We start from the raw sequence: 24,013 nt of genomic DNA on the forward strand, positions 1-24,013 counted from the left end.
GTGCGTCTTGAGGTATCGATGCCTCGTTGGCCCAGCAACTACTGGTGATACTGCGCCGACAACTCGTGCACCGCGTTGATGAACGCGCCGGCATTGGCCGGGTCGACTTCAGGGGTGATGCCGTGGCCGAGGTTGAAGACGTGGCCGGTGCCGCTGCCGTAGCTGGCAAGGATGCGTGCGACTTCCTGGCGGATGGCTTCCGGGCGCGCGTACAGCACGGTCGGGTCCATGTTGCCTTGCAGCGAAACCTTGCTGCCGACGCGCTGACGCGCTTCGCCGATGTCGCAGGTCCAGTCCAGCCCGAGGGTGTCTGCACCGATGTCGGCAATGCTTTCCAGCCACAGACCGCCGCCTTTGGTGAACACGATCACCGGCACCTTGCGCCCGTCGTTTTCGCGAATCAGGCCGTTGACGATCTTGCGCATGTAGGCCAGCGAGAACTCCTGATACGCCGCCGAAGAAAGACTACCGCCCCAGCTGTCGAAGATCTGCACGGCCTGCGCACCGGCCAGAATCTGGCCATTGAGGTAGGAGGTCACTGACTGCGCCAGCTTGTCGAGCAGCAGGTGCATGGCTTGCGGGTTGTCGTAGAGCATGGCCTTGGACTTGCGGAAGTCTTTCGACGAACCGCCCTCGACCATGTAGGTCGCCAGCGTCCACGGGCTGCCAGCGAAACCGATCAGCGGTACACGACCGTTGAGTTCGCGGCGAATGGTGCTGACCGCATCCATCACGTAGCCCAGATCCTGCTGTGCATCAGGGATCGGCAACGCTTCGATGTCGGCCAGCGTGCTGACGGTTTTCTTGAAACGCGGGCCTTCGCCGGTTTCGAAGTACAGCCCCTGGCCCATCGCATCGGGAATGGTCAGGATGTCGGAGAACAGAATTGCCGCATCCAGCGGGTAGCGATCCAGCGGCTGCAAGGTGACTTCACAGGCGAACTGCGGGTTCTTGCACAGGCTCATGAAGTCCCCGGCACTGGCGCGGCTGGCGCGGTATTCCGGCAGGTAACGGCCTGCCTGACGCATCATCCACACCGGCGTGACGTCTACGGGTTGCTTGAGCAAAGCGCGAAGGAAACGGTCGTTCTTCAGGGCAGTCATGTCGGCATCCGCAATAAAAGTGCCGGCATTTTCTCAGAGCTCGACGCAAAAGGCACGGCGAGAGCCGTGCCTTTTGTCTATCGAGGCGATTTGTCAGGCTGATTCAGCGGCCGCCAGTCTGAATTATTTGTGGGGATCCTTGACGTCGACAGCCCTGATGATGCCCTTTTCACTGGGTTCGAGTATCAAGCGCCAGGCTCCTCTCCCGGTACTTCTGCCGACACCCGGAAGATCAAGCGAAAAACCTGTTTTGCCGTGTTTATGCAGACTGCCATTGCCGTCCAGTTCGAAGCGCTCTTTTGCCTTCTTGACCGCGACGACAAGGTCATCCTCGATGTCTTTCTGAGCGTTCTTGAAGCTGCGACTTTCAAAGAACCCTTCCAGATCAACCTTGTACCTCTTTACGCGGTGACCGTTGTCCGGCGATCCGCTGTCGCTGCCCGAGCCACTGGAGGACTTGGGTTTTGAATGCTTCTTGCCACCGCGCAATCCTGCCGAGGCGTGTACCCACACATTTTGCCTGTCGAGCTGAATCGGCAATTGGTAATACGCATCCGGCCGGCGCGGATCGATCACCCGCCAGACTGCGGAATCAGCGTCGTACCTGACGGCGTGGGCCTTGTCGTGTTGCACGGCATAAAAACGGCTTGGCGCGCCTTCCCGAGTCTTTTCAAAAACGCCTTTGTAAAAGCCGTCATCGCGTAATTTCAACCCGCCGGGGATTCTTGCCACGGCTGTTTTCGGATCGAGGACAGAGCGGCCGATAGACGTCGCCGCGGGCGTCTTGACCCGTCGCCCCTTGGGCAGCGCCAATCCATCGGCCAGTAGCAGCGCCGCCTGAACGAAATACAGCGGAGCACTTGCCTTGTCATCAACAGTCGTTGCGACGCCCTGCCATATGGCATAAAAACTGCGCAGCGCGGCAATCGGCAGCCTCACCTTGAAAGGTGCGAAGGTGAGCACGATGTCGCCAACGAGTTTGGTGATTTCCCAGGCGCTCTCCCAATTGGTTTCCCAAGTGGTATTGGTCTGTTCATCGACAGCAGAAATCACCCGCGCGACTTCAGACGCGTAAACCGCATCGAGAAAACTGCCGGTGCAGGGCTGCAGCTCCATGAACAGCGTGTCACGGCCAGAGGTCAGGGCGTGCCTGACATGGGCCTGGGACGCCAGAGGTGCCCTGCTCACCAGATAGTCCAGCAGTTCAGGTTCAAGCAGCACGTGTTGCTGAAGAGCCTGCGCATCGCTCACTTCCCGGAAGCATCTGCCGTCGGGCGCCTGAGGGGTGAACACCACCAGGCTGGCCACGCTGGAGAGAGACTCCACGCCGACCAGCAGTATGCCGCTCAATGTCACATCATTGATCGACAACTGACTGACCTGAATACGGTGCCCCTCCACCGCCGCACGATCATTACCTTCAGCCGGGTGATCCAGCACGGCGGCGAGCCATTTGTAACCTCTGTTCGCCAACTCGGGAGGAAGCCCGCCATCGCCAAGAAAGTCTCCGGCCATTTTTGCTTCGAGGGCGTCCAGACGCATCTGTGCGCGCATGACGCTCGCGAAACGTTCGCGGTGCCATTGCCCGGCTGTCGAGGTCAATAATTCAGTGTTGAGGAATCGGACATAGTTTTCGCCGACGTTCAGATCACGAATCAGACTGAACAGATAACCGGCGCTCAAAAAGCTGAGCAGTTGCTCCTGATCGTCAAACGCGCGACCGGTGAGCAGAAAGTTGATATCGGTAACGGCAATGTTTTCCAGCGACAGCGCCGTCAGGCTGCGCTGCTGCGTTTCAACATTCGGCTCGACCTCTGAAGGACCGACGTAGGTGTAATCCGTATCAATGATAATGGCTGGGTCAATCTTGATGCTCGCGGTGTGGACAGTGATAGCGTCCGGGTCCACTGCCACCCCGTGGTCGAGCAGGATTCGCTCCTGGAGTTTCTCGCGCGCATATTTGCGCAACAGATCAGGCTCTCCGTACCCGGAAGGATCGAGCAGGTCCGGCGCCTGAGCTTCGAGCAGTGCCTGAGTGTAATCCTGCACTGCCGCTTTCCAGCGTTGCTTTTCGACATCGGCCGCATTCGCGAACCATTCGGGTAGAAACCCGCTTTCGATTTCAGTCGGCTTTCCGGGGTCAAACCAGCCGCGATTGTCCTTGATGGCCAGACGGGTCAGGAAGTCGCGAAAACGCTTAACGTCCTGTTCGAACTGCACGCCGAGCAGTGCTCGTTCTTCGGCCTTCAACTGCGCACTGATCGCCAGATAAAAGCTGTCGGTGCCCTCCTTGAATGAAGTGATTTCACCGTTGCCGATGTCCTGTGCACGGTAATTGCCGTAGTTGTCATGCAGCAAAACGATGCGTGTATCGTCAGGGCCTGGCGTGACATACCGGGTCATGCCGTAGTCGATGATCACCAGCTCTCGCCCCAGCGTGTCAGCCAGCACCTGACTGGCAAGGTCGCGGGCCAGTTCATCCGTATGGATATTGAAACTGCGCGTTCGCGCCAGACCATCGATAGCCAGACTGCTGCTCCACTCATCCAGAGAAATGTTCAGCGCTTCGCCAAGGGCATCCGGCAATAGCGTTTTCTCCAGCAAGTCGGCTTCCTCCTGCTCCGTCAACGGCATCTGCTCCAGCAACTCCTCAAGACGTGCGACCGGAACCTCGGGGCATAAGGCACACAGCACGCCCAGCGCCGGAGTCAGCAAAATCTGCTGACGAACCCACAACGGCAGGAGAGGGTTACGTGTGCGAGTATCCAGCTGGCTTTTCGAAACGCCCTCATTCGCCGCCACCAGGGCATCGAACAACAGCGGTCTCTGGTCTTTCGCCAAGCCGGCGATCTGCTCACGCAGGGTCACTATTCGTCCAGCGACACTGTGGCTGCCCGGAAAGTCACCTCCCATCCCGAGGCCAGAACCCGCAGGCAACTGGCTGAACACCAAGTGCAGCAGCGGCTCCTCAGCGGAGATCGGAACATCCTCCGGCGCGACATAAGCGTCACCGTTTTGCATCAGGACAATGCTGTTCTGAACGACGCTGTCATCGCTGCCCTTCAGAAAAACCGCGAGCACTTCGTCGTTTTCGTTGTGAATCCTGATCGACAGCTCTGCTGGCCATTCAGGCAACTGAACCAGCAAGGCAAACAAGGCGTCATCGCCGTCATCCGGAAAAAAATCTTTCTCTGTGAAGCGCTCGACGAACTGGTCGATGATGCGGTCGGCCCGTTCCCGGTTGCGGTGTTCGCGGACGGCAACGCTACTGGGCGTGAACCTGTCCGGACCGAGAGATTGCTGTTCAGTGGAGCGCGCAAGCTTGCCCATGGGTGCTGCTTTCAACATGGCTATTTCCTTATAGCGACATGGATGGCGGGAGCATCGAAGGCGATGAGCTCCCGATGAGGGTCAGGAGCGTAATCTTTTTCAGAAGCAGGCACAGGGGGCGGAAAACAGCTGTAAACAATCACCTGTCGCTTACGCCGCAACAGGCTTTGCTCGGGATTCGCAGAAGGGGTTGAAAGCTTGGTACACCGCCCCTGGCAGGGCGGCGCAACGCGATGAAAAGCGCGTTGTAATACCAGGACAGGGTTATTTCAAAACGTCACAAAACCGTTTTCCGAGCCCCGTCCCGGCCATCCAGACCTGGCCTTGGCCAGGCTGGAATATGGAATATGGAATCAATTAGCCTGGCTGATACCCGAAGCTGCAGACGCTGCAAGCGACTGTTCAAGTGCGTAGGCATAGCTCAGCAAATCAGCTTCGTCCCAGGCCGTGGAAAGAAAATACAGCCCTCGTGGCAGGCCATTCTCTTCGAGCCCGACAGGCACGGTTATTCCCGGATATCCCGCGATTGCGCCAACCGCTTTGAACGAAACCTCTGACCAGTCAATCAGCGCGTCAAGCGCGTGTTGTTGCAAAAGCCCATCGATCAATTGCCGATGGGCAGTGCGCAAACCGGTTGCAATGGACAGGTAATCCTCCTGATCGAGAGTCGCGCCCGAGGAGTCGATCATTAAATCCTGGTCATAGGCTTGCGCCCCATCCGCCGCGGTATTGAATGCGATGATGTCATCCAGCGTGCTGACACCCAGCCCGGTGCGTGTGCTCAAGTAAGCGTTAAGCTCACGCTTGAAGTCATGCAGCAGCACTAGATACTCCGGGGTGCTGTCAATCGAAGGAACGTCAACTGGAACCAGTATCGCCCCGGCCGAACTCAAACGACTCTTCACCTTTTGGAATTCAGGATCGTCGTCCATCAGCATGCCGTCATGGGTGCGGCTCGAATAGCCCAGGCGCTTGCCATTCAACGCGTCCGTTCTGAGCTGATCGACATAGTTCACGGTGTTAGCGGTGGCTTGGGCGGTGGCGTCGTCGAGAGGGTCGGTGCCGCTCATCGCCGTCAGCAGGATGGCGGTATCCGTGACCGTTCGCGCCATGGGTCCGGGGGTGTCCTGACGACTGGAGAGCGGAATCATGCCGGTACGGCTGAGCAGACCCAGCGTAGGCCTCAGCCCTATCACACCACTCGTGGCGGCAGGCTGGATGATCGACCCATTGGTCTCGGTGCCCACCGCCAGGGGTGAAAATCCAGCTGCAAGGCCTACTGCCGAACCGGAGCTGGAGCCGAGCGGATCAGCGCTCAGGTCATAGGGATGACGCGTCTGCCCGCCGCGGCCACTCCACCCGCTCGGCACCTCGTATCCACGGAAATACGCCCATTCGCTGAGATTGGCCTTGCCGATAATGATCGCGCCGGCCTCGCGAAGCCGCTGCACCACAAAAGCATCGCGTTGCGCAGGCAAGCCGACCATCGAGAGAGAGCCCGCAGTGGTCTGCATCTGGTCGCCCGTATCGAGATTGTCTTTCACCAGTACGGGAATGCCGTGCAGCGGCCCACGTTCCTCACCGCGAGAACGCTCCTCGTCCATTTGCGCGGCTAGCTGCAGCGCGTCGGGGTTGATTTCAATGACCGCGTTAAGCGCCGGGCCATTTTTGTTCAGCGCTTCGATGCGCTGGAGCAGGTCTGTCACCAGCCCGGCAGAGGTCAGGCTGCCCGCGCTCATGCGTCGCTGGAGCTCGACACTGGATTCAAAGTAAACGGCCTTGTTTTCGATGATCGAACCGAACACGGGGCCATCGAAGTCGGCGTGCGCCTGGCTGGCAAATGTAAAGGGCGCTATCGAGAGCGCAAGGCAGAAACCAAACTGATTGTTCATGACGTCCTTCCCTGGTTGATAAAACGCTCGTCTTGAGCGAGTTACACCGAGCTTAGGAAGGAGTGGGGATAAGGGATGTCAGAAAAGTCGGTAAATTACCCGCGATGGGTAGACACCCGTTGTCAGAGCGCGCCTCGGTAACGGCGCGCTCTGGCAACACAAGGCTCAGACGCCCAGGTAATCCAGAATCCCTTCAGCCGCATTACGGCCTTCGAAGATAGCGGTCACCACCAGGTCGGAGCCGCGCACCATGTCGCCACCGGCGAAGATTTTCGGGTTGCTGGTCTGGTGCTTGTACTGCGCCTGTTCCGGGGCCACGACACGGCCCTGGCTGTCGGTGCTGATGGTGAACTGCTCGAACCAGGGCGCCGGGCTTGGGCGGAAGCCGAAGGCGATGACCACGGCTTCTGCCGGGATGATCTCTTCGGAGCCAGGAATCGGCTCGGGGCTGCGACGACCACGGGCATCCGGTTCGCCCAGGCGCGTCTCGACCACTTTCACGCCTTCAACCTTGCCCTCGCCAATGATGGCGATAGGCTGACGGTTGTAGAGGAACCTCACGCCCTCTTCCTTGGCGTTTTTCACTTCCTTGCGCGAGCCAGGCATGTTTTCTTCGTCGCGACGGTAGGCGCAAGTCACTGACTTGGCGCCCTGGCGGATCGAGGTGCGGTTGCAGTCCATCGCCGTGTCGCCACCGCCCAGAACCACGACCCGCTTGCCCTTCATGTCGACAAAGTCTTCCGGCGCCTTTTCAAAGCCCAGGTTGCGATTGACGTTGGCGATCAGGAAGTCGAGCGCATCGTGCACGCCCGGCAGATCCTCACCGGGGAAGCCGCCTTTCATGTAGGTGTAGGTGCCCATGCCCATGAACACCGCATCGTATTCTTCGAGCAGTTGATCGATGGTGACATCCTTGCCGACTTCGGTGTTGAGACGAAATTCGATGCCCATGCCGGTGAACACTTCACGGCGATGGCTCAGCACGGATTTCTCCAGCTTGAATTCCGGGATGCCGAAGGTCAGCAGACCGCCGATTTCCGGGTTCTTGTCGAACACCACCGGGGTCACGCCACCACGCACCAGCACGTCGGCACAGCCCAGGCCCGCAGGCCCGGCGCCGATGATCGCGACGCGCTTGCCGGTCGGCACGACCTTGGACATGTCCGGACGCCAGCCCATGGCAAAGGCGGTATCGGTGATGTACTTCTCGACCGAACCGATGGTCACCGCACCGAAACCGTCGTTCAGTGTGCAGGCACCTTCACACAGGCGATCCTGCGGGCATACACGGCCGCAGACTTCCGGCAGGGTGTTGGTCTGGTGCGACAATTCCGCAGCCGCGAGGATATTGCCCTCGGCGACCAGCTTGAGCCAGTTGGGAATGAAGTTGTGCACCGGGCACTTCCATTCGCAATACGGGTTGCCGCAGCCCAGGCAGCGGTGCGCCTGATCGGCGGACTGCTGGGGCTTGAAAGGCTCGTAGATTTCCACGAACTCTTTCTTGCGTTGACGCAGCAGTTTCTTCTTCGGGTCTTTACGTCCGACGTCGATGAACTGGAAGTCGTTACTGAGACGTTCAGCCATTCTCTGGAGCCTCTTTGCGGCAGCTTCAAGCGACAAGCTTCAAGCTGCAAGAAATCAATTCAGTTCAATTCACAGGGTGGCAAACTTGCGGCTTGAAGCTAACCGCTAGCAGCTGCTTTTACTGCGGATTCGCCCGAGTGCTGGAGAGCAGCGATTTCAGGTTGGCAGCCTTGGGCTTGACCAGCCAGAAACGACGCAGGTAATCGTCCAGGTTTTCCGCGATATTACGGCCCCATTCGCTGTCGGTTTCCGCGACGTATTCGTTCAGGACGCTTTGCAGGTGAGTGCGGTAAGCCTCCATCGATTCGCCGCTGATACGCTGGATCTCGACCAGTTCATGGTTGACGAGGTCAACGAAGGTGTTGTCCAGGTCGAGCACGTAGGCGAAACCGCCGGTCATGCCGGAACCGAAGTTGTAGCCGGTCTTGCCCAGTACGCAGACGAAACCACCCGTCATGTATTCGCAGCAATGATCGCCAGTGCCTTCAACCACGGTATGAGCACCGGAGTTACGCACGGCGAAACGCTCGCCAGCCGTGCCCGCCGCAAACAGCTTGCCGCCGGTTGCGCCGTACAGACAGGTGTTGCCGATGATCGCGCTTTCGTTGGTCTTGAACGGGCTGCCCTTGGGCGGCACGATCACCAGCTTGCCAGCGGTCATGCCCTTGCCGACGTAGTCGTTGGCATCGCCTTCCAGATACATGTTCAGGCCACCAGCGTTCCACACCCCGAAGCTCTGACCGGCAGTGCCCTTGAAGCGGAAGGTGACAGGTGCCTTGTTCATGCCCTGGTTGCCGTGCAGTCTGGCGATTTCACCAGAGATGCGCGCGCCGATCGAACGGTCGCAGTTGCAGATATCCAGCTCGTAGTCGCCGCCGCTGAGCGACTCGATGGCCGGCTTGGCCATCTCCACCATCTTCTCGGCCAGCAGGCCCTTGTCGAACGGCGGGTTGCGATCCACCTGGCTGAACTGAGGCTTGTCCGCAGGAATGTGGTCACTGCCCAGCAACGGTGTCAGGTCCAGATGCTGCTGCTTCTCGGTTTCGCCCGGCAGGATGTCCAGCAGGTCGGTGCGGCCGATCAACTCTTCCAGCGAGCGAACACCCAGCTTGGCCAGCCACTCGCGGGTTTCTTCTGCCACGTAGGTGAAGAAGTTGATCACCATATCGACGGTGCCGATGTAGTGGTCCTTGCGCAGCTTTTCGTTCTGGGTCGCTACGCCGGTGGCGCAGTTGTTCAGGTGGCAGATACGCAGGTATTTGCAGCCCAGCGCGATCATCGGCGCGGTGCCGAAGCCGAAGCTTTCGGCCCCGAGAATGGCAGCCTTGATCACGTCCAGGCCGGTTTTCAGACCACCGTCGGTCTGTACCCGGACCTTGCCGCGCAGGTCGTTGCCACGCAGGGTCTGGTGGGTTTCGGCCAGCCCCAGCTCCCACGGTGCGCCGGCGTATTTGATCGAGGTCAGCGGCGATGCGCCGGTGCCACCGTCGTAACCGGAAATGGTGATCAGGTCGGCATAGGCCTTGGCGACACCGGCGGCAATGGTGCCGACGCCCGCTTCCGCCACCAGCTTGACCGACACCAGCGCCGCCGGGTTGACCTGTTTCAGGTCAAAAATCAGCTGCGACAAGTCTTCGATGGAATAGATGTCGTGGTGCGGAGGCGGCGAAATCAGCGTCACGCCCGGTACTGCATAACGCAGCTTGGCGATCAGGCCATTGACCTTGCCACCCGGCAGTTGCCCGCCCTCGCCCGGCTTGGCGCCCTGCGCGACCTTGATCTGCAGCACATCGGCATTGACCAGATACTCGGGCGTCACGCCAAAGCGGCCCGTCGCGATCTGCTTGATCTTGGAACTGCGGACCGTGCCGTAACGAGCCGGGTCTTCGCCACCCTCACCGGAGTTGGAGCGCGCGCCCAGACGGTTCATCGCCTCGGCCAGCGCTTCGTGGGCCTCGGGCGACAAGGCACCCAGAGAAATACCGGCCGAGTCGAAGCGCTTGAGGATTTCGCTCAGCGGCTCGATTTCGTCGATGTTCAGCGGCTGATCGATCGTTTTTACCTGCAGCAGGTCACGAATCATCGACACCGGACGCTGGTCCACCAGCGAGGTGTATTCCTTGAATTTGCTGTAGTCGCCCTGCTGCACGGCAGCCTGCAGGGTACTGACCACGTCCGGGTTGTAGGCGTGGTACTCGCCACCAAACACGAACTTGAGCAGGCCGCCTTGCTGGATCGGCTTGCGCGGACTCCAGGCCTCGGCAGCCAGCGCCTTCTGTTCGGCTTCGATGTCGACGAAGCGCGCGCCCTTCAGACGGCTCGGTACACCGCGGAAGCTCATGTCGCAGACTTCCTCGGACAGGCCGATGGCTTCGAACAACTGCGCGCCACGGTAGGACGCAACGGTCGAGATGCCCATTTTCGACAGGATCTTGAGCAGGCCCTTGGTGATGCCTTTGCGGTAGTTCTTGAAGACTTCGTACAGATCGCCCAGCACTTCGCCGGTACGGATCAGGTCGCCCAGCACTTCGTAGGCCAGGAACGGATAGACCGCCGAGGCGCCGAAGCCGATCAGCACGGCGAAATGGTGCGGGTCACGCGCCGTCGCGGTTTCGACCAGGATGTTACTGTCGCAGCGCAGACCCCGCTCGGTCAGACGGTGGTGAACCGCGCCGACCGCCAGCGAGGCGTGCACCGGCAGCTTGCCCGGCGCAATGTGTCGGTCGCTCAGCACGATCAGCGTATGACCGGAACGCACGGCCTCTTCGGCCTGATCGGCAACGTTGCGCACAGCGGCTTCAAGGCCCAGGCTTTCATCGTAGTTCAGGTCAATGATATGGCGCTCGAACCCTGGACGCTCCAGGTTCATCAGCGAGCGCCATTTGGCTGGCGAAATGACCGGCGAGCTGAGGATCACGCGCGAGGCGTGCTCCGGCGATTCCTGGAAAATATTGCGCTCGGCACCGAGGCAGATTTCCAGCGACATGACGATGGCTTCACGCAGCGGGTCGATCGGCGGGTTGGTCACCTGCGCGAACTGCTGACGGAAGTAATCGTAAGGCGAACGCACACGACGCGACAGCACGGCCATTGGCGTGTCGTCACCCATCGAGCCTACGGCTTCCTGACCCTGCTCGCCCAGCGGACGCAGCACCTGATCACGCTCTTCGAACGTGACCTGATACATCTTCATGTACTGCTTGAGCTGCTCGCTGTCGTAAAAAGCCGAACCGTGGTCGTTGTCTTCCATGGTCGCCTGAATGCGCAGGGCATTCTTGCGCAGCCATTGCTTGTACGGATGACGCGACTTGAGGCGGTTGTCGATGGCATCGGTGTCGAGGATCTGACCGGTTTCGGTGTCCACGGCAAAGATCTGCCCCGGACCGACACGGCCCTTGGCGATGACATCTTCGGGTTTGTAATCCCATACGCCGATTTCCGACGCCAGGGTGATATAGCCGTTCTTGGTGGTAACCCAGCGCGCCGGGCGCAGGCCGTTGCGGTCGAGCAGACAGACCGCGTGGCGACCTTCGGTCATCACCACACCCGCAGGGCCGTCCCACGGCTCCATGTGCATGGAGTTGTATTCATAGAACGCCCGCAGATCCGGGTCCATGGTCTCGACGTTCTGCCACGCAGGCGGAATGATCATGCGCACGCCACGGAACAGGTCGATGCCGCCGGTGACCATCAGCTCGAGCATGTTGTCCATGCTCGACGAGTCAGAACCCACGCGGTTGACCAGCGGGCCCAGCTCGTCCAGGTCCATCAGATCGTTGGTGAACTTGGTGCGCCGCGCCTGTGCCCAGTTGCGGTTGCCGGTAATGGTATTGATCTCGCCGTTGTGGGCGAGGAAGCGGAACGGCTGCGCCAGCGGCCATTTCGGCAGGGTATTGGTGGAAAAGCGCTGGTGGAACACGCAGATAGCGGTCTGCAGACGCTCGTCGCTCAGGTCCGGGAAGAAGGCCGTGAGGTCGGCCGGCATCATCAGGCCTTTATAAATGATGGTCTTGTGCGAAAAGCTGCAGATGTAGTGGTCGGTATCTGCGGCGTTGGACACCGACGAGCGGCGACGCGCACTGAACAGTTTGATGGCGAATTCCTGATCGCTCAGGCCTTCACCGCCAATGAATACCTGCTCGATTTTCGGCAGACGCTCCAGCGCCAGACGACCCAGAACGCTGGTATCGATCGGCACCTGACGCCAGCCCACCAGATCCAGGCCTTCGGCGAGGATTTCGCGGTTCATGTTTTCGCGTGCGGCGTCGGCCTTGGCGTCGTCCTGATTGAGGAACACCATGCCCACAGCATATTGGCGGGGCAGATCGACGTCGAAGTGTTGCTTGGCGATTGCACGCAGGAAGCCATCGGGCTTCTGAATCAACAGACCGCAACCGTCGCCGGTCTTGCCGTCGGCGTTGATACCGCCACGGTGGGTCATGCAGGTCAGGGCCTGAACGGCCGTCTGCAACAGGTGATGACTGGGCTCGCCCTGCATATGAGCGATCAGGCCGAAGCCGCAGTTATCCTTGAATTCATCTGGTTGGTACAGACCTGCTTTCATAGACACTTTCTCACCAGGCTGCCTCTATGCGAGGCAAATTTCCTTTTAATTCAACCAATTACCTGTCACGCCGAACGTACGCCAGCTTCGGACAGGCAAAACGGAGGTCATTGTACACAGCGACACAAGGGCTAACAAATTTAACGACGATTGGCTGATAATCAATGTCGCAATTATGAAAGTTTTAAAACGGGTCGCTGTGCTAGTCAAAGTATTTCTTCATGAATCTGACTGACGCGACGGGAGACTGTAAGGCGCTTGTAACGCAGACGCCGCAAGGCGCGGGCCGATAGGCCGCGCGCGCAGGCGGGTTAAGTCAGGTAAATCGGCAAACGGCCCGGGTAGGGCCGCTGCGACTTTAACGAGTGGCGCCGAGCTCTTGTTGGACGCTGGCGACAGTACGAGGCCAAGGTTTACCAGTCTGAACCTTGGCTGGCAATACCTTGATGGCTGCCAAGGCGGCAGCACGGTCAGGAAAGTTGCCGTACGTCACGACGTACAGCGGCTTGCCCTGCAGGGTTTTCTTGAAATAACGGTACTCGCCACCCTGCTCTGCAACGTAAGCCTGGGCCGTCGCTTCGGAGCTGGTGCCGAGAATCTGCACCACGTAGTGGCCTGGTGCCTGGGTACTGTACCAGCTACCGCCGGCAGCCGGTTTGGCCGCCGCCGCTGCCGGTTTTTCAGCCGGCTTGGCAACCGGAGCCGGGGCAGGCTTGGCTGTGGCGACCTGAGTCTGCGCAGGTGCCGGCTTGGCGGCTGGCGCAGGTGCCGGGGTCGGTGCAGGGATGGACGAACGAGGCGTCTGCGCTGCGGCCTGACCTGCCGGAACACCGGCTGGCGGCGCAGTGGTGGTCACGGTCGGCGGCTGGGCAGGCGAACCTGTCGGCACGGCGTCTTCGTCGGAATCACTGGAACCGGCAGCTTCAGCCAGAGGCCCGCGCATCACCGGCTGAGAGCCATTCATCGGCAACGGCATCGGCTGGGAGTTGCCAGCGAATTCGATGGCCGGGCTACCGTTGTTCGATTGTTGAGCAGTTGGCTTGCCTTCACCCAGCGGCAGTTGCGCCTGAGCGGAAGCCGGGGCATTGGCGGGTGTACCCGTCTTGTCGCCGCGACCCGGGATCAGCACAGCTGCTGCCACGGCCACTATGACGACGGCACCCAAGGCCAATACGTGTTTTTTCGGCATTTTGAACCCCACACTTGGACGCTTGACCGCGGAACGACTCGCGATCATCGCCTCGATCATTGAATCGCGGGCTACCTGGTTGATTGCGCCAGGCCAGCCATCGGACTGTTCATGAATATCGGTGATCTGGTCGGCGGTGAACAACGCGATTCCCTGCCCTGCACCCTCCAGACGCTGAGCCAGATACTCCCGGGTTTCCTCTTCCGTATAGGGTTGCAGCTCGATGACGTGAAAGCGTTCGCCTTCGACATCGCCCTGCAGGTCGGCACACATCTGATCGAGACGATCGAGCAGCGATGGCTCTCCGAACAGGAATACATGCGGACGCCCTTCAGGCGTTCCCGCAGCAAGACCCAGCAACGCTTCGAGCGCCGAATCGCCAAGTTGTTCCGCATCGTCAACCAGCAGGTAGACTTCCTGGCCGGTCAGCCCGAGCTGCACGACCTGCGACAGGATCGACTGCATTTCAGCCTGCGCGACGCTCAGCGCCTGCGCGACCTGCTGCAGCACGCCCGCGGCATCGCCGGCACCGCGCGCAGAAATCACGACACTTTGCACCGACTGCTTGTTGGTACTCGCCACCAGCGCCTGGCGCAGCAGGGTCTTGCCGCTGCCCTGAGGCCCGGTGACCGCCAGCAGCAGCTGGCTGTAGCGCGCCAGATGATGAAGCTGACCCAGCACAGGCTTGCGTTGGGCAGGAAAGAATTTGAAGCCAGGTACCCGCGCCGCAAAGGGGTCATGACTCAACTGATAATGGCCGAGGAAGGCCTCGTCGGCATGCAAACTAGTCATGGGGTTTCCGTTAACCTCTGAGCTGATCCACCAGGGCGCGATAATCCGCAACCAGAGTGGCCTGTAATACTTCTTTTGGATATTCGTCCGTGATAACCGCTTCACCCATCCGGCGCAACAGCACCAGACGCAGGCGACCGTCGATGACTTTCTTGTCGATCGCCATGTGTTCGAGGAAATTGTCTTCCGTCATCTCCTGCGGCGGCACGACCGGCAGCCCGGCACGCTGAAACAGGCGAATGCCGCGATCCCGCTCCTGCGTGCTGATCCAGCCCAGGCGCGAGGACATTTCCAGCGCCATGACCGTCCCGGCAGCAACCGCCTCGCCATGCAGCCAGACACCATAGCCCATATGCGTCTCGATGGCGTGCCCGAATGTGTGACCCAGGTTCAATGTCGCACGAACACCGGACTCGCGCTCATCGGCGCCGACCACCAGCGCCTTGGCGGCGCAGGAACGTTCGATGGCTACGGTCAGCGCCGCCTGGTCCAGCCCGCGCAGTGCATCGACGTGCTCTTCGAGCCAGGTCAGAAAGGGCTCGTCGCAGATCAAACCATATTTGATGACTTCCGCCAGCCCGGCGGACAGCTCACGCGCGGGCAGGGTGTTGAGCGAGGTGGTATCGATCAGCACCACACTTGGCTGATAGAAGGCACCCACCATGTTCTTGCCCAGCGGATGGTTGATACCGGTCTTGCCGCCAACCGACGAGTCCACCTGAGACAGCAGCGTGGTCGGGATCTGGATGAAGTTCACGCCGCGCTGATAACAGGCGGCAGCGAACCCGGCCATGTCGCCGATCACCCCGCCACCCAAGGCGATGACCGTGGTGCGACGATCATGACGAGCGGTCAGCAGGCCATCGAAAATGGTCTGCAGGGTTTCCCAGTTCTTGAATGCCTCGCCATCGGGCAGAACAATCGGCAGAACGTTGTAACCGGCCAGGGTTTGCGTCAGGCGTTCCAGATACAGCGGTGCCACTGTCGTGTTGGAGACGATAGCCACCTGACGCCCGACGATATGCGGGGTCAGGAGCTCGGGCTGATCCAGCAGGCCTTCGCCAATATGGATCGGGTAGCTACGCTCACCAAGCTCGACCTTAAGTGTCTGCATGTGTCCCCACATTGATTACCGATTGGACGGTTTGTGCTTCAGCAGGTCATGACGCAAGGCCACAAACCGACGCTGTTTTGCTGGGCGACGAGAATAGCGCATTTTCGCCTGCGCTTTAACGGGGAGGAAGCTCTGCCAGTCGCGCCAGTATCTCGAGAACCACCATTCGGGGTGGCCGCTCATCGGTTTCAATCACGATATCGGCGATTTCCCGATAGAGCGGGTCACGGATGGCCAGCAGCTCGCTAAGGACCCGGGCAGGATCGGCGGTACGCAGCAAAGGACGATTGCGATCACGCGCGGTGCGCCCCACCTGCTGCTCGATCGAGGCGTGCAGGTAAACCACGCGCCCGCCGGCCCGCAGTGCATGGCGATTTTCGCTGCGCATGACCGCGCCACCGCCGGTCGCCAGAACCACGCCATCGGCGTCGCACAGTTCGGCAATCATGGCCTGCTCGCGATCACGAAAACCCGGCTCGCCTTCCTTGTCGAAGATCCAGGGAATGTTGGCGCCCGTACGCAGCTCGATTTCCTTGTCGGAATCCTTGAACGGCAGTCGCAATTCTTTGGCAAGCAAGCGGCCGATGGTGCTCTTGCCAGCACCCATCGGCCCCACAAGTATTAAATTTCGCACAAAATCAACGACTCACAGAAATCGCCTGGTTGTTCATGATACGCGGAGTCAGAAATACCAACAGCTCGGATTTGGACTCGGATACCACATCGCGCCTGAAAAGCCGGCCAAGATACGGTACATCGCCAAGAAATGGCACTTTATCGACAACTTTACTTTGCGTATTCGAGAACACACCACCGATGACGATGGTCTCGCCGTCGGAAATCAGCACTTTGGCGTTGACCTCGTTCTTCTTGATCGGCGGTACGCCCAGTACCGCATTCAGGTAGTCCGGCTCATCCTTGGTGACCTTCACTTCCATGATGATGCGATTGTCCGGGGTGATCTGCGGCGTTACCTCAAGCGACAGGGAGGCCTCCTTGAAGCTCACGGTGGTCGCACCGCTGGAGCTGGATTCCTGATACGGAATCTCCGTACCCTTGAGGATCTTGGCGGTTTCCTTGTCGGAAGTGACCACCTTGGGCTGGGAGACGATTTCACCGTTACCGGTTTTCTCCATGGCACTCAGTTCCAGGTCCAGCAGCGTGTTGTTGGTCACGAAGCCCAGGCCGATACCGGTCGTTGCATCAGCGGCGCCCAGGTCCACGAACGGCACGTTGGAGGTCACACTGCTGCCAGTGTTACCGGCCTCGTCGCCATTATTATCGAGCCCGTAGGTTGTCCATTTGCCGCTGCCGCTGGTGTTGGTAGAACCGCCCCAGCGTACCCCGAGCTGCTTGTTGTAATCGACGTTGGCCTCGACGATGCGCGCCTCGATCATCACCTGGCGTACCGGGATGTCCAGTTGCGACACGATACGACGAAGCTCGTCGAGTCGTTCCTGGGTCTGGTAGGCAATGATGTTGTTGGTCCGGTCGTCCACCGTGATCGAGCCGCGCTCGTCGGCCTTGGACTCGGCGCTGGTCACGGACTGGAACAGCTTGGCGATGTCGGCTGCCTTGGCGTAATTGACCTGCAGAAGCTCACGGCGCAAGGGCGCCAGCTCGGCGATCTGTTTGAGCGATTCCAGCTCCTGACGCTCGCGGGCGGCAATTTCATCGGCTGGTGCGACCAGCAGAACGTTGCCAACCTTGCGCTTGTCCAGGCCCTTGGTTTTCAGCACCAAGTCCAGCGCCTGATCCCATGGCACATTCTGCAGACGCAGGGTGATGCCGCCCTGGACCGTATCACTGGCCACCAGATTGAGGTTGGTGAAGTCGGCAATCAGCTGCAGCACCGAACGCACATCGATGTCCTGGAAGTTCAGCGACAGCTTTTCACCGGTGTACACCGGCTTGTCGGCAGCGCGGCGGTCCAGATCCTCGTTGGTCAACGGGCGCACGCTGATCGTCAGCTTGTTTTCGGTCTGGAACGCCGAGTAGTCGAAGGCGCCCGACGGCTCGATCAGAATGCTGGCCTTGTCACCCGTCGCCGAAGCACTGACGAACTGCACCGGCGTGGCGAAGTCCTTGACGTCCAGGCGGACGCGCAGCGGTTCGGGCAGCTGGGTCTTGGCGAAGTCCACGCGGATCTTGCCGCCCTGCTCCTGAATATCCGGGGCAATGCTGGGGTTGCTCAGGTCGATGACCACATTGCCCTCACCCAGCTCGCCACGCTGGAAGTCGACATTCCTGATGGCCTTGACGCCAGCGGGGATGAACGGCCTGGCGGATGCCGGCGTGGGCGGTGGCGCTGCGACCCGTTGTGCGCCCATTGCGGTGGTCGGCTGAGAGGCTTGCGCGGCGCCGGCACCCTGGCCGATGACCACGAACAGGTTGTTGCCGTCGACGCGGGAGCTGTACGGCGAAAGCGTGGTCAGGTTGATGATCACCCGGGTGCGGTCCTGAGCCTGTACCACAACCACACTGCGCGCATTGCCGGTGCCCAGATCACGACTTTTGGTCGCCAGCTGGCTGGTAACGCCCGGCAGGTCCAGCGCAATGCGCGCCGGTTGCGACGTGGTGTAACCGCGCGGTGCAGGCACCGGGGCATCGAATGCCAGCTTCAGCTCGATGCGGTCACCCGGCAGGGCGGCGACATCCAGGGTCTTGAGGTTGGCAGCCTGGAGAACCGGCGACAGCATCGCGATGCATAACGACACGCCGATAATCGAGAGAATCCGGGTCATGATCAATTTCCGTTGAGCGCTACTGTGCATACTTGGCCTTGCCCACTTCATGAGCGTTCTTTGAGGGCGATAGTGCGCGGCCTTTCCAGCCACGCCCCCTCTCCATCAGGAACAATTTCGATGACATCAACCTGCGCGTCGCCGATCGACACTACCCGGCCGTTGTTACGCCCCAGATAATCGCCCACCTTGACGCGATGAACACCTCCGGCACCGCGCAGCAGGGCAAATGTCCCTGACTCGTTGCCAATCGTGCCGACCATCTCGAACGACTCGATATTGAAGCCTTCAAGGAACTGCCTGACCCGGTGTTCGTCCGGCGCCACCAGCCGTGAACCCTTCTGGCGGTTCAGCAGGTCGATCTTGACCGGCGGCTGAAAAGGACTGCGCAACGTGGAAGCGTTGTAGGTGAACGCCTCGTACGGCCGAAACTTGGGGAGCGGCTCGATGTTGCCACTCGGGCGGGCTCTGGCCTGATCCATGAACTCGGACAGATCGGCAAAATCATTGTCATTACCGCACCCAGCGAGCCCTGCCAGAACCACACTGACGCACAGCAATCGCGCCGCCCTCATTTCTTCAGCCCTTCATCGTTGTAGCGGTAAGTCTTGGCCAGAATGCTCATGCGCAACTTGGTCGGCACCTTGGGATCGACCGGCTTGATCTCGAAATCATGCAGCGTGACGATGCGCGGCAGGCTGGCTACGCCGCTGACGAAGGTCGCCAGATCGTGATAACCACCGACCACGGTGATCTGTATCGGCAGCTCGATGTAGAACTGCTGAACCGCCTCGGGCAGCAGCTTGATTTCCTCGAACTCGAGCCCGCTTCCCAGCCCGGTGCGGGTGATGTCCTCAAGCAGGCCGGGCACCTCGGTGTCGCTGGGCAATTGCCGCAACAGAGCGCCGAAGGTGTTTTCCATTTCTTCCATCTGCTTCTTGTACGGCTCGAGGTTGGCCGCCTGGAAGGCCTTGTTGGAGAACTGCTCCTTGAGCGTCACCTCGCTGGTCTGAGCGCTTTCCAGCTGGGTTTCCAGGTCCTGGATAAAGAAGAAATAACCCAGAGCGAAAATCGTGACCGCAACCAGCACCCCGGCAATGGCTTTGACCGCTGCGGGCCATGAGCCCAGGTTGTTCAGGTCCAGCTCGCTCAGATCGACCTTGCGCAGCCCTTCCAGCCATTCGGACATATTCATGGCTTGGCTCCCGGGGCAGCGGCAACCGGCGGCTGGGTCTGGCGTACGGTCAGCTGAAAGACGTTGGCCTGATCCACGGCACCGGCCGTGGTGGCCTTGACCTCGGTGAGGCTCGGCGCTTCCAGCCAGTCAGAGGCTTCAAGGTTGCGCATCAGGTCGGAAACCCGGTTGTTCGACTCGGCAGCGCCATTGATGGCGATCAGCTTGTCGGTCATTTTGACCTGCGAGTAATAGACGCCGTCCGGCAGGGTGCGCGCCAGTTGATCGAAGACGCGCCCGGTGATCGGGCGGTTGCCTTGCAGATCCTGAATGATCTTCATGCGCTCGAGCAGCTGTTTGCGCCGAGCCTTGAGATCACTGATCTCCTTGATGCGGATATCGAGCTGGGCGATCTGCGTCTGCAGAAAGGCATTGCGCGCCATCTGATGCTCGATGGCGTTGCTGACGTAACGATCGATCAGAAACAGAATGCCGACTGACACCACCAGCACGCCGACCAGTGCGGTCAGGAAGCGCTTCTTTCGTTCTTCGCGAAGCTCTTCGCGCCACGGTAATAAGTTGATCCGCGCCATCAGTCGAAGCTCCTCAACGCCAGGCCACAGGCGATCATCAGCGCCGGCGCGTCACTGGCCAGGGCGCCGGCATTGACCTTGGAGCTCAGGGCCATGTCGGCAAACGGGTTGGCGACCATGGTCGGAGTGCCGATGCGTCGCTGGATCAGATGCTCCAGCCCTGAAATCGAAGCCGTGCCGCCTGCCAGCATGATGTGATCCACAGAGTTGTATTGACCGGCCGCAAAGAAGAACTGCAGGGAGCGGGAAACCTGCTGCACCAGCGCTTCCTTGAAGGGGTCGAGCACTTCGCTGACGTAGTCGTCGGGCAAGCCGCCCTGCTTTTTGGCAAGCCCGGCTTCCTCCATGGAGAGCCCGTAGCGGCGCTGGATTTCGTCAGTCAGCTGGCGCCCGCCAAACAGCTGCTCGCGGGTATAGATGATCCGGCCGTGATGCAGCACGCTCAGGGTGGTCATGGTGGCGCCGATATCGACCACGGCCACCGTCAGCTCGTCATGGCCATTGCCCAGTTGCGCAGCCAGCAAACCGAACGAGCGCTCCAGAGCGTAGGCCTCGACATCGACGACGCGCGCGGTCAGCCCGGCCAGCGCCAGCGCGGCCTCGCGTACTTCGACGTTTTCCTTGCGGCAGGCAGCCAGCAACACCTCGACGCGCTCGGGGTTGCGCACCGAGTAGCCCTGCACTTCGAAATCGATGGCGACTTCTTCCAGCGGATAGGGGATGTACTGGTCAGCTTCAAGCTTGAGCTGGTTTTCCATGTCATCGTCGGAAAGACCGGCGTCCATCTCGATGGTCTTGGTGATCACCGCCGAACCGGCCACGGCAACCGCCACGATCTTGACGCTGGTCTTGGCCTTGACGAGTACGCGTGACAACGCCTGCCCGACCCCTTCGAGTTCGGCAATGTTCTTTTCGACGACAGCGTTGGCCGGCAATGGCTCTACTGCGTAAGACTCGACCTTGTAACGGGTGCCGGAACGACTCAATTCCAGGAGTTTTACCGAGGTGGAGCTAATATCGATCCCTAGAAGGGTGTTGGCCTTCTTACTGAAGAGTTCGAACACAACCTGATTCCTATGAGTTTCCGTCACTTACGGAGTTATTTCGGGCCAACGTCACGGTCGACAGCCTTGACAGTAGCGCAAATCACGCTTGGGGACGAAAAATGCTTATAATGCCCAGCGTTTTTTTCATTTAATAAAGCTTCAAGGCATGTTCATTTGTAAATGCCTGCGCTTAACCCATTATTTTTTCTGGAAATCCAAAAGCCTTGATACGCCTGCTGAAGTTTTTCTGGTGGTCCCTCGTCGCGGTATTCTGCTCGCTGTTGCTTGGCCTGAGCGGCGCGTTTCTTTACCTGAGCCCGACCCTGCCCTCCGTTGACGCGCTGCGAAGCATTCAACTGCAAATCCCCCTGCGCGTGTTCACCAGCGACGGCAAGCTGATTGCCGAGTTCGGTGAAATGCGCCGCACGCCGATTCGCTTCGCGGAAATCCCGCCCAATTTCATCAACGCACTGCTGTCGGCCGAAGACGACAACTTCGCCAACCACTATGGCGTCGACCCGGGCAGCCTGATGCGCGCCGCCACTCAGTTGGTCAAGAGCGGCCATATTCAGTCAGGCGGCAGTACCATCACCATGCAGGTCGCGAAAAACTTCTTTCTGACCAGTGAGCGCAGCTTTTCGCGCAAAACCACCGAGATTCTCTTGGCCTTGCAAATCGAGCGCCAACTTACCAAGGACGAGATTCTCGAGCTGTACGTCAACAAGATTTATCTGGGTAACCGCGCCTACGGGATCGAGGCGGCGGCGCAAGTCTACTATGGCAAATCGATTCGCGATGTAAGCCTTGCGCAAATGGCCATGATTGCCGGTCTGCCCAAGGCACCGTCACGTTTCAACCCATTGGCCAACCCGACCCGTGCCAAGGAACGTCGCGACTGGATCCTCGGCCGCATGTACCGCCTGGGCAAGATCGACCAGACCGCTTACCAGGCCGCTTTGAACGAACCGCTCAACGCCAGCTATCACGTGCCGACGCCGGAAGTGAATGCGCCGTACATCGCTGAGATGGCGCGGGCAGAAATGGTCGGCCGTTATGGCAGCGAGGCCTATACAGAAGGCTTCCGCGTCACCACGACGGTGCCGAGCGACCTTCAGGAACACGCCAACAAGTCCATCCAGCAGGGCTTGATCGATTACGACCAGCGCCACGGTTACCGTGGTCCGGAAAGCCGCTTCCCGGGCATGACCCGCGCCAACTGGGTACAGGAACTGACCAAACAGCGCACGATCAACGGCCTTGAGCCAGGCATCGTGACGCAGGTCGACAAGACCGGTCTGCGCGTTCTGACCCGCAACGGCGAGAAGGAAGAAACCGTCGACTGGGCCACCATGAAGTGGGCACGGCCTTACCTGAATACCAACAGCCTGGGCGCCAATCCCAAGCAGCCGGGTGACGTTGCAAAAGTTGGCGACCTCGTCCGCCTGCTGCGCCAGGACGATGGCTCACTGAAATTTAGTCAAATTCCCGTCGCGCAGAGCGCCCTGGTATCGCTTGATCCGCAGAACGGTGCCATTCGCGCGCTGGTCGGCGGCTTTGCGTTCGAGCAGAGCAACTACAACCGCGCCATGCAGGCCAAACGCCAACCGGGCTCCAGCTTCAAGCCGTTCATCTATAGCGCCGCGCTCGATAACGGTTACACCGCTTCCAGCCTGGTGAACGACGCGCCTATCGTGTTCGTCGACGAATACCTGGACAAGGTATGGCGTCCGAAAAATGACACCAACACCTTCCTTGGGCCGATCCGCCTGCGCGAGGCGCTGTACAAGTCTCGTAACCTGGTATCGATCCGCCTGCTTCAGGCCCTCGGCATCGACAGCACCATCGACTACATCACCCGCTTCGGCTTCTCCAAGCAGGACTTGCCGCGCAACCTGTCACTGGCACTGGGTACGGCGACATTGACTCCGATGGAAATCGCCACTGGCTGGGCGACCTTTGCCAACGGCGGTTACAAGGTCAGCCCTTATCTGATCCAGACCATCGAGAACCGTGACGGCCAGACCCTGTTTGTCGCCAACCCGCCAAGCGTTCCGGCCAACGACGTCAACACCGCGCCCAACACGTCGACCTTTGCGGTCCATGACAGCCCGAGCGTCGTCGCCAGTGCGCCAGGAGCACCCGCTCAGCCTCAAGCGCCTGCCGTTGCCGAGCGCATTGTCGATGGCCGCACCACGTACATCCTGAACAGCATGCTGCAGGACGTGATCAAGCGCGGCACCGGGCGCCGCGCCCTGTCCATGAACAGACCGGATATCGCGGGCAAAACCGGTACCACCAACGAGTCCAAGGATGCCTGGTTCTCCGGGTATAACGCGGACTACGTGACGACGGTGTGGAGTGGTTTCGATCAGCCTGAAAGCCTTGGCCGTCACGAATTCGGTGGGACGGTCTCGCTGCCGATCTGGATGGACTACATGAGCGCTGCGCTCAAGGACAAGCCGCCGCATCAGCAGGCCGAACCACCAGGCATTCTCAGCCTGCGCGTCGACCCATTGAGTGGGCGCGCCGCTACGCCAAGCACGCCGAACGCATTCTTCGAGCTGTTCAAAAGCGAAGACACACCGCCAAGCGTCAACGAACTGGGCGGCAGCAGCGCACCGGGCAGCCCGTTGCCGGCAGATGAGTCAGCGCCGATCGATTTGTTCTGATAGCACAGACTTAATGGATCAGTAGATTTTCAGAGGCTGCACAGGCCTCTTCGTGAGCAAGCTCACTCCTACGGATTCGGGGATGATCCGGGGCTATGTGGGAGCCAACTGTCTTTCATCATCCCCCGATGAGTGGGCATTTTATAATGCCATCGCGGATAGATTCCGCGATGGCGGGCAAAGCCCGCCCTCATTCAAACCGCATGATCACGCCATGGC

The 24,013-nt window shown here is 60.0% G+C and carries 14 protein-coding genes; 1 reads left to right on the plus strand and 13 read right to left on the minus strand.

Annotated features, from left to right (window positions below):
• Positions 1-38 precede the first annotated feature (38 nt).
• The 13 genes from hemE to LIX91_RS11560 form a co-directional block, all read right to left on the minus strand.
• Positions 39-1,103 (minus strand): uroporphyrinogen decarboxylase, encoded by a 1,065-nt coding sequence (gene hemE / locus LIX91_RS11500; RefSeq protein WP_003414256.1) that lies wholly within the window; start codon positions 1,101-1,103, stop codon positions 39-41.
• 123 nt (positions 1,104-1,226) lie between these two features.
• A complete protein-coding gene (locus LIX91_RS11505) occupies positions 1,227-4,451 on the minus strand; it encodes a dermonecrotic toxin domain-containing protein (RefSeq protein WP_226488507.1) in 3,225 nt (1,074 codons plus the stop codon).
• 335 nt (positions 4,452-4,786) lie between these two features.
• On the minus strand, positions 4,787-6,325 hold the full coding sequence (locus LIX91_RS11510) for an amidase family protein (RefSeq protein WP_226488508.1): 1,539 nt from the start codon (positions 6,323-6,325) through the stop codon (positions 4,787-4,789).
• A 165-nt stretch (positions 6,326-6,490) separates the two neighbouring features.
• A complete protein-coding gene (locus LIX91_RS11515; protein ID WP_003414250.1) occupies positions 6,491-7,909 on the minus strand; it encodes an FAD-dependent oxidoreductase in 1,419 nt (472 codons plus the stop codon).
• Positions 7,910-8,027: 118 nt separating this feature from the next.
• Entirely contained in the window at positions 8,028-12,473 is a 4,446-nt protein-coding gene (gene gltB, locus LIX91_RS11520) for a glutamate synthase large subunit (RefSeq protein WP_004409248.1), read from the minus strand.
• Between the two features lie 358 nt (positions 12,474-12,831).
• Positions 12,832-14,454, minus strand: coding sequence for an SPOR domain-containing protein (locus LIX91_RS11525; RefSeq protein WP_226488509.1), 1,623 nt, complete (start codon positions 14,452-14,454; stop codon positions 12,832-12,834).
• A gap of 10 nt (positions 14,455-14,464) precedes the next feature.
• Positions 14,465-15,568, minus strand: coding sequence for a 3-dehydroquinate synthase (gene aroB / locus LIX91_RS11530; RefSeq protein WP_226488510.1), 1,104 nt, complete (start codon positions 15,566-15,568; stop codon positions 14,465-14,467).
• A 115-nt stretch (positions 15,569-15,683) separates the two neighbouring features.
• Positions 15,684-16,202, minus strand: coding sequence for a shikimate kinase AroK (gene aroK, locus LIX91_RS11535; RefSeq protein ID WP_032697680.1), 519 nt, complete (start codon positions 16,200-16,202; stop codon positions 15,684-15,686).
• 4 nt (positions 16,203-16,206) lie between these two features.
• Positions 16,207-18,312: a type IV pilus secretin PilQ gene (pilQ, locus tag LIX91_RS11540; RefSeq protein ID WP_046237724.1), complete on the minus strand. Its 2,106-nt coding sequence runs from the start codon at positions 18,310-18,312 to the stop codon at positions 16,207-16,209.
• Positions 18,313-18,359: 47 nt separating this feature from the next.
• Positions 18,360-18,887, minus strand: a complete 528-nt coding sequence (gene pilP / locus LIX91_RS11545) for a type 4a pilus biogenesis lipoprotein PilP (RefSeq protein ID WP_003350151.1) — start codon at positions 18,885-18,887, stop codon at positions 18,360-18,362.
• A complete protein-coding gene (gene pilO, locus LIX91_RS11550; protein WP_046237723.1) occupies positions 18,884-19,507 on the minus strand; it encodes a type 4a pilus biogenesis protein PilO in 624 nt (207 codons plus the stop codon). The genes pilP and pilO overlap by 4 nt, the downstream gene beginning before the upstream one ends.
• A complete protein-coding gene (locus LIX91_RS11555; protein WP_003365994.1) occupies positions 19,504-20,079 on the minus strand; it encodes a PilN domain-containing protein in 576 nt (191 codons plus the stop codon). Before LIX91_RS11555 ends, pilO begins: the two co-directional genes overlap by 4 nt.
• Entirely contained in the window at positions 20,079-21,143 is a 1,065-nt protein-coding gene (locus LIX91_RS11560) for a pilus assembly protein PilM (RefSeq protein WP_003414236.1), read from the minus strand. The genes LIX91_RS11555 and LIX91_RS11560 overlap by 1 nt, the downstream gene beginning before the upstream one ends.
• A gap of 209 nt (positions 21,144-21,352) precedes the next feature.
• Here LIX91_RS11560 and LIX91_RS11565 point away from each other — a divergent pair, with 209 nt between their 5' ends.
• Positions 21,353-23,794, plus strand: a complete 2,442-nt coding sequence (locus LIX91_RS11565; protein WP_373366202.1) for a penicillin-binding protein 1A — start codon at positions 21,353-21,355, stop codon at positions 23,792-23,794.
• Positions 23,795-24,013: the final 219 nt, after the last annotated feature.

It is taken from the genome of Pseudomonas sp. B20, from assembly GCF_020515755.1.
Lineage (GTDB): Bacteria > Pseudomonadota > Gammaproteobacteria > Pseudomonadales > Pseudomonadaceae > Aquipseudomonas > Aquipseudomonas syringae.

What these genes read in the sequence shown, in the direction of transcription:
- hemE (WP_003414256.1), bottom strand. Translation starts at nt 1,103, where the DNA reads ATGACTGCCCTGAAGAACGACCGTTTCCTTCGCGCTTTGCTCAAGCAA.
- LIX91_RS11505 (WP_226488507.1), bottom strand. Translation starts at nt 4,451, where the DNA reads ATGTTGAAAGCAGCACCCATGGGCAAGCTTGCGCGCTCCACTGAACAG.
- LIX91_RS11510 (WP_226488508.1), bottom strand. Translation starts at nt 6,325, where the DNA reads ATGAACAATCAGTTTGGTTTCTGCCTTGCGCTCTCGATAGCGCCCTTT.
- LIX91_RS11515 (WP_003414250.1), bottom strand. Translation starts at nt 7,909, where the DNA reads ATGGCTGAACGTCTCAGTAACGACTTCCAGTTCATCGACGTCGGACGT.
- gltB (WP_004409248.1), bottom strand. Translation starts at nt 12,473, where the DNA reads ATGAAAGCAGGTCTGTACCAACCAGATGAATTCAAGGATAACTGCGGC.
- LIX91_RS11525 (WP_226488509.1), bottom strand. Translation starts at nt 14,454, where the DNA reads ATGACTAGTTTGCATGCCGACGAGGCCTTCCTCGGCCATTATCAGTTG.
- aroB (WP_226488510.1), bottom strand. Translation starts at nt 15,568, where the DNA reads ATGCAGACACTTAAGGTCGAGCTTGGTGAGCGTAGCTACCCGATCCAT.
- pilQ (WP_046237724.1), bottom strand. Translation starts at nt 18,312, where the DNA reads ATGACCCGGATTCTCTCGATTATCGGCGTGTCGTTATGCATCGCGATG.
- pilP (WP_003350151.1), bottom strand. Translation starts at nt 18,887, where the DNA reads ATGAGGGCGGCGCGATTGCTGTGCGTCAGTGTGGTTCTGGCAGGGCTC.
- pilO (WP_046237723.1), bottom strand. Translation starts at nt 19,507, where the DNA reads ATGAATATGTCCGAATGGCTGGAAGGGCTGCGCAAGGTCGATCTGAGC.
- LIX91_RS11555 (WP_003365994.1), bottom strand. Translation starts at nt 20,079, where the DNA reads ATGGCGCGGATCAACTTATTACCGTGGCGCGAAGAGCTTCGCGAAGAA.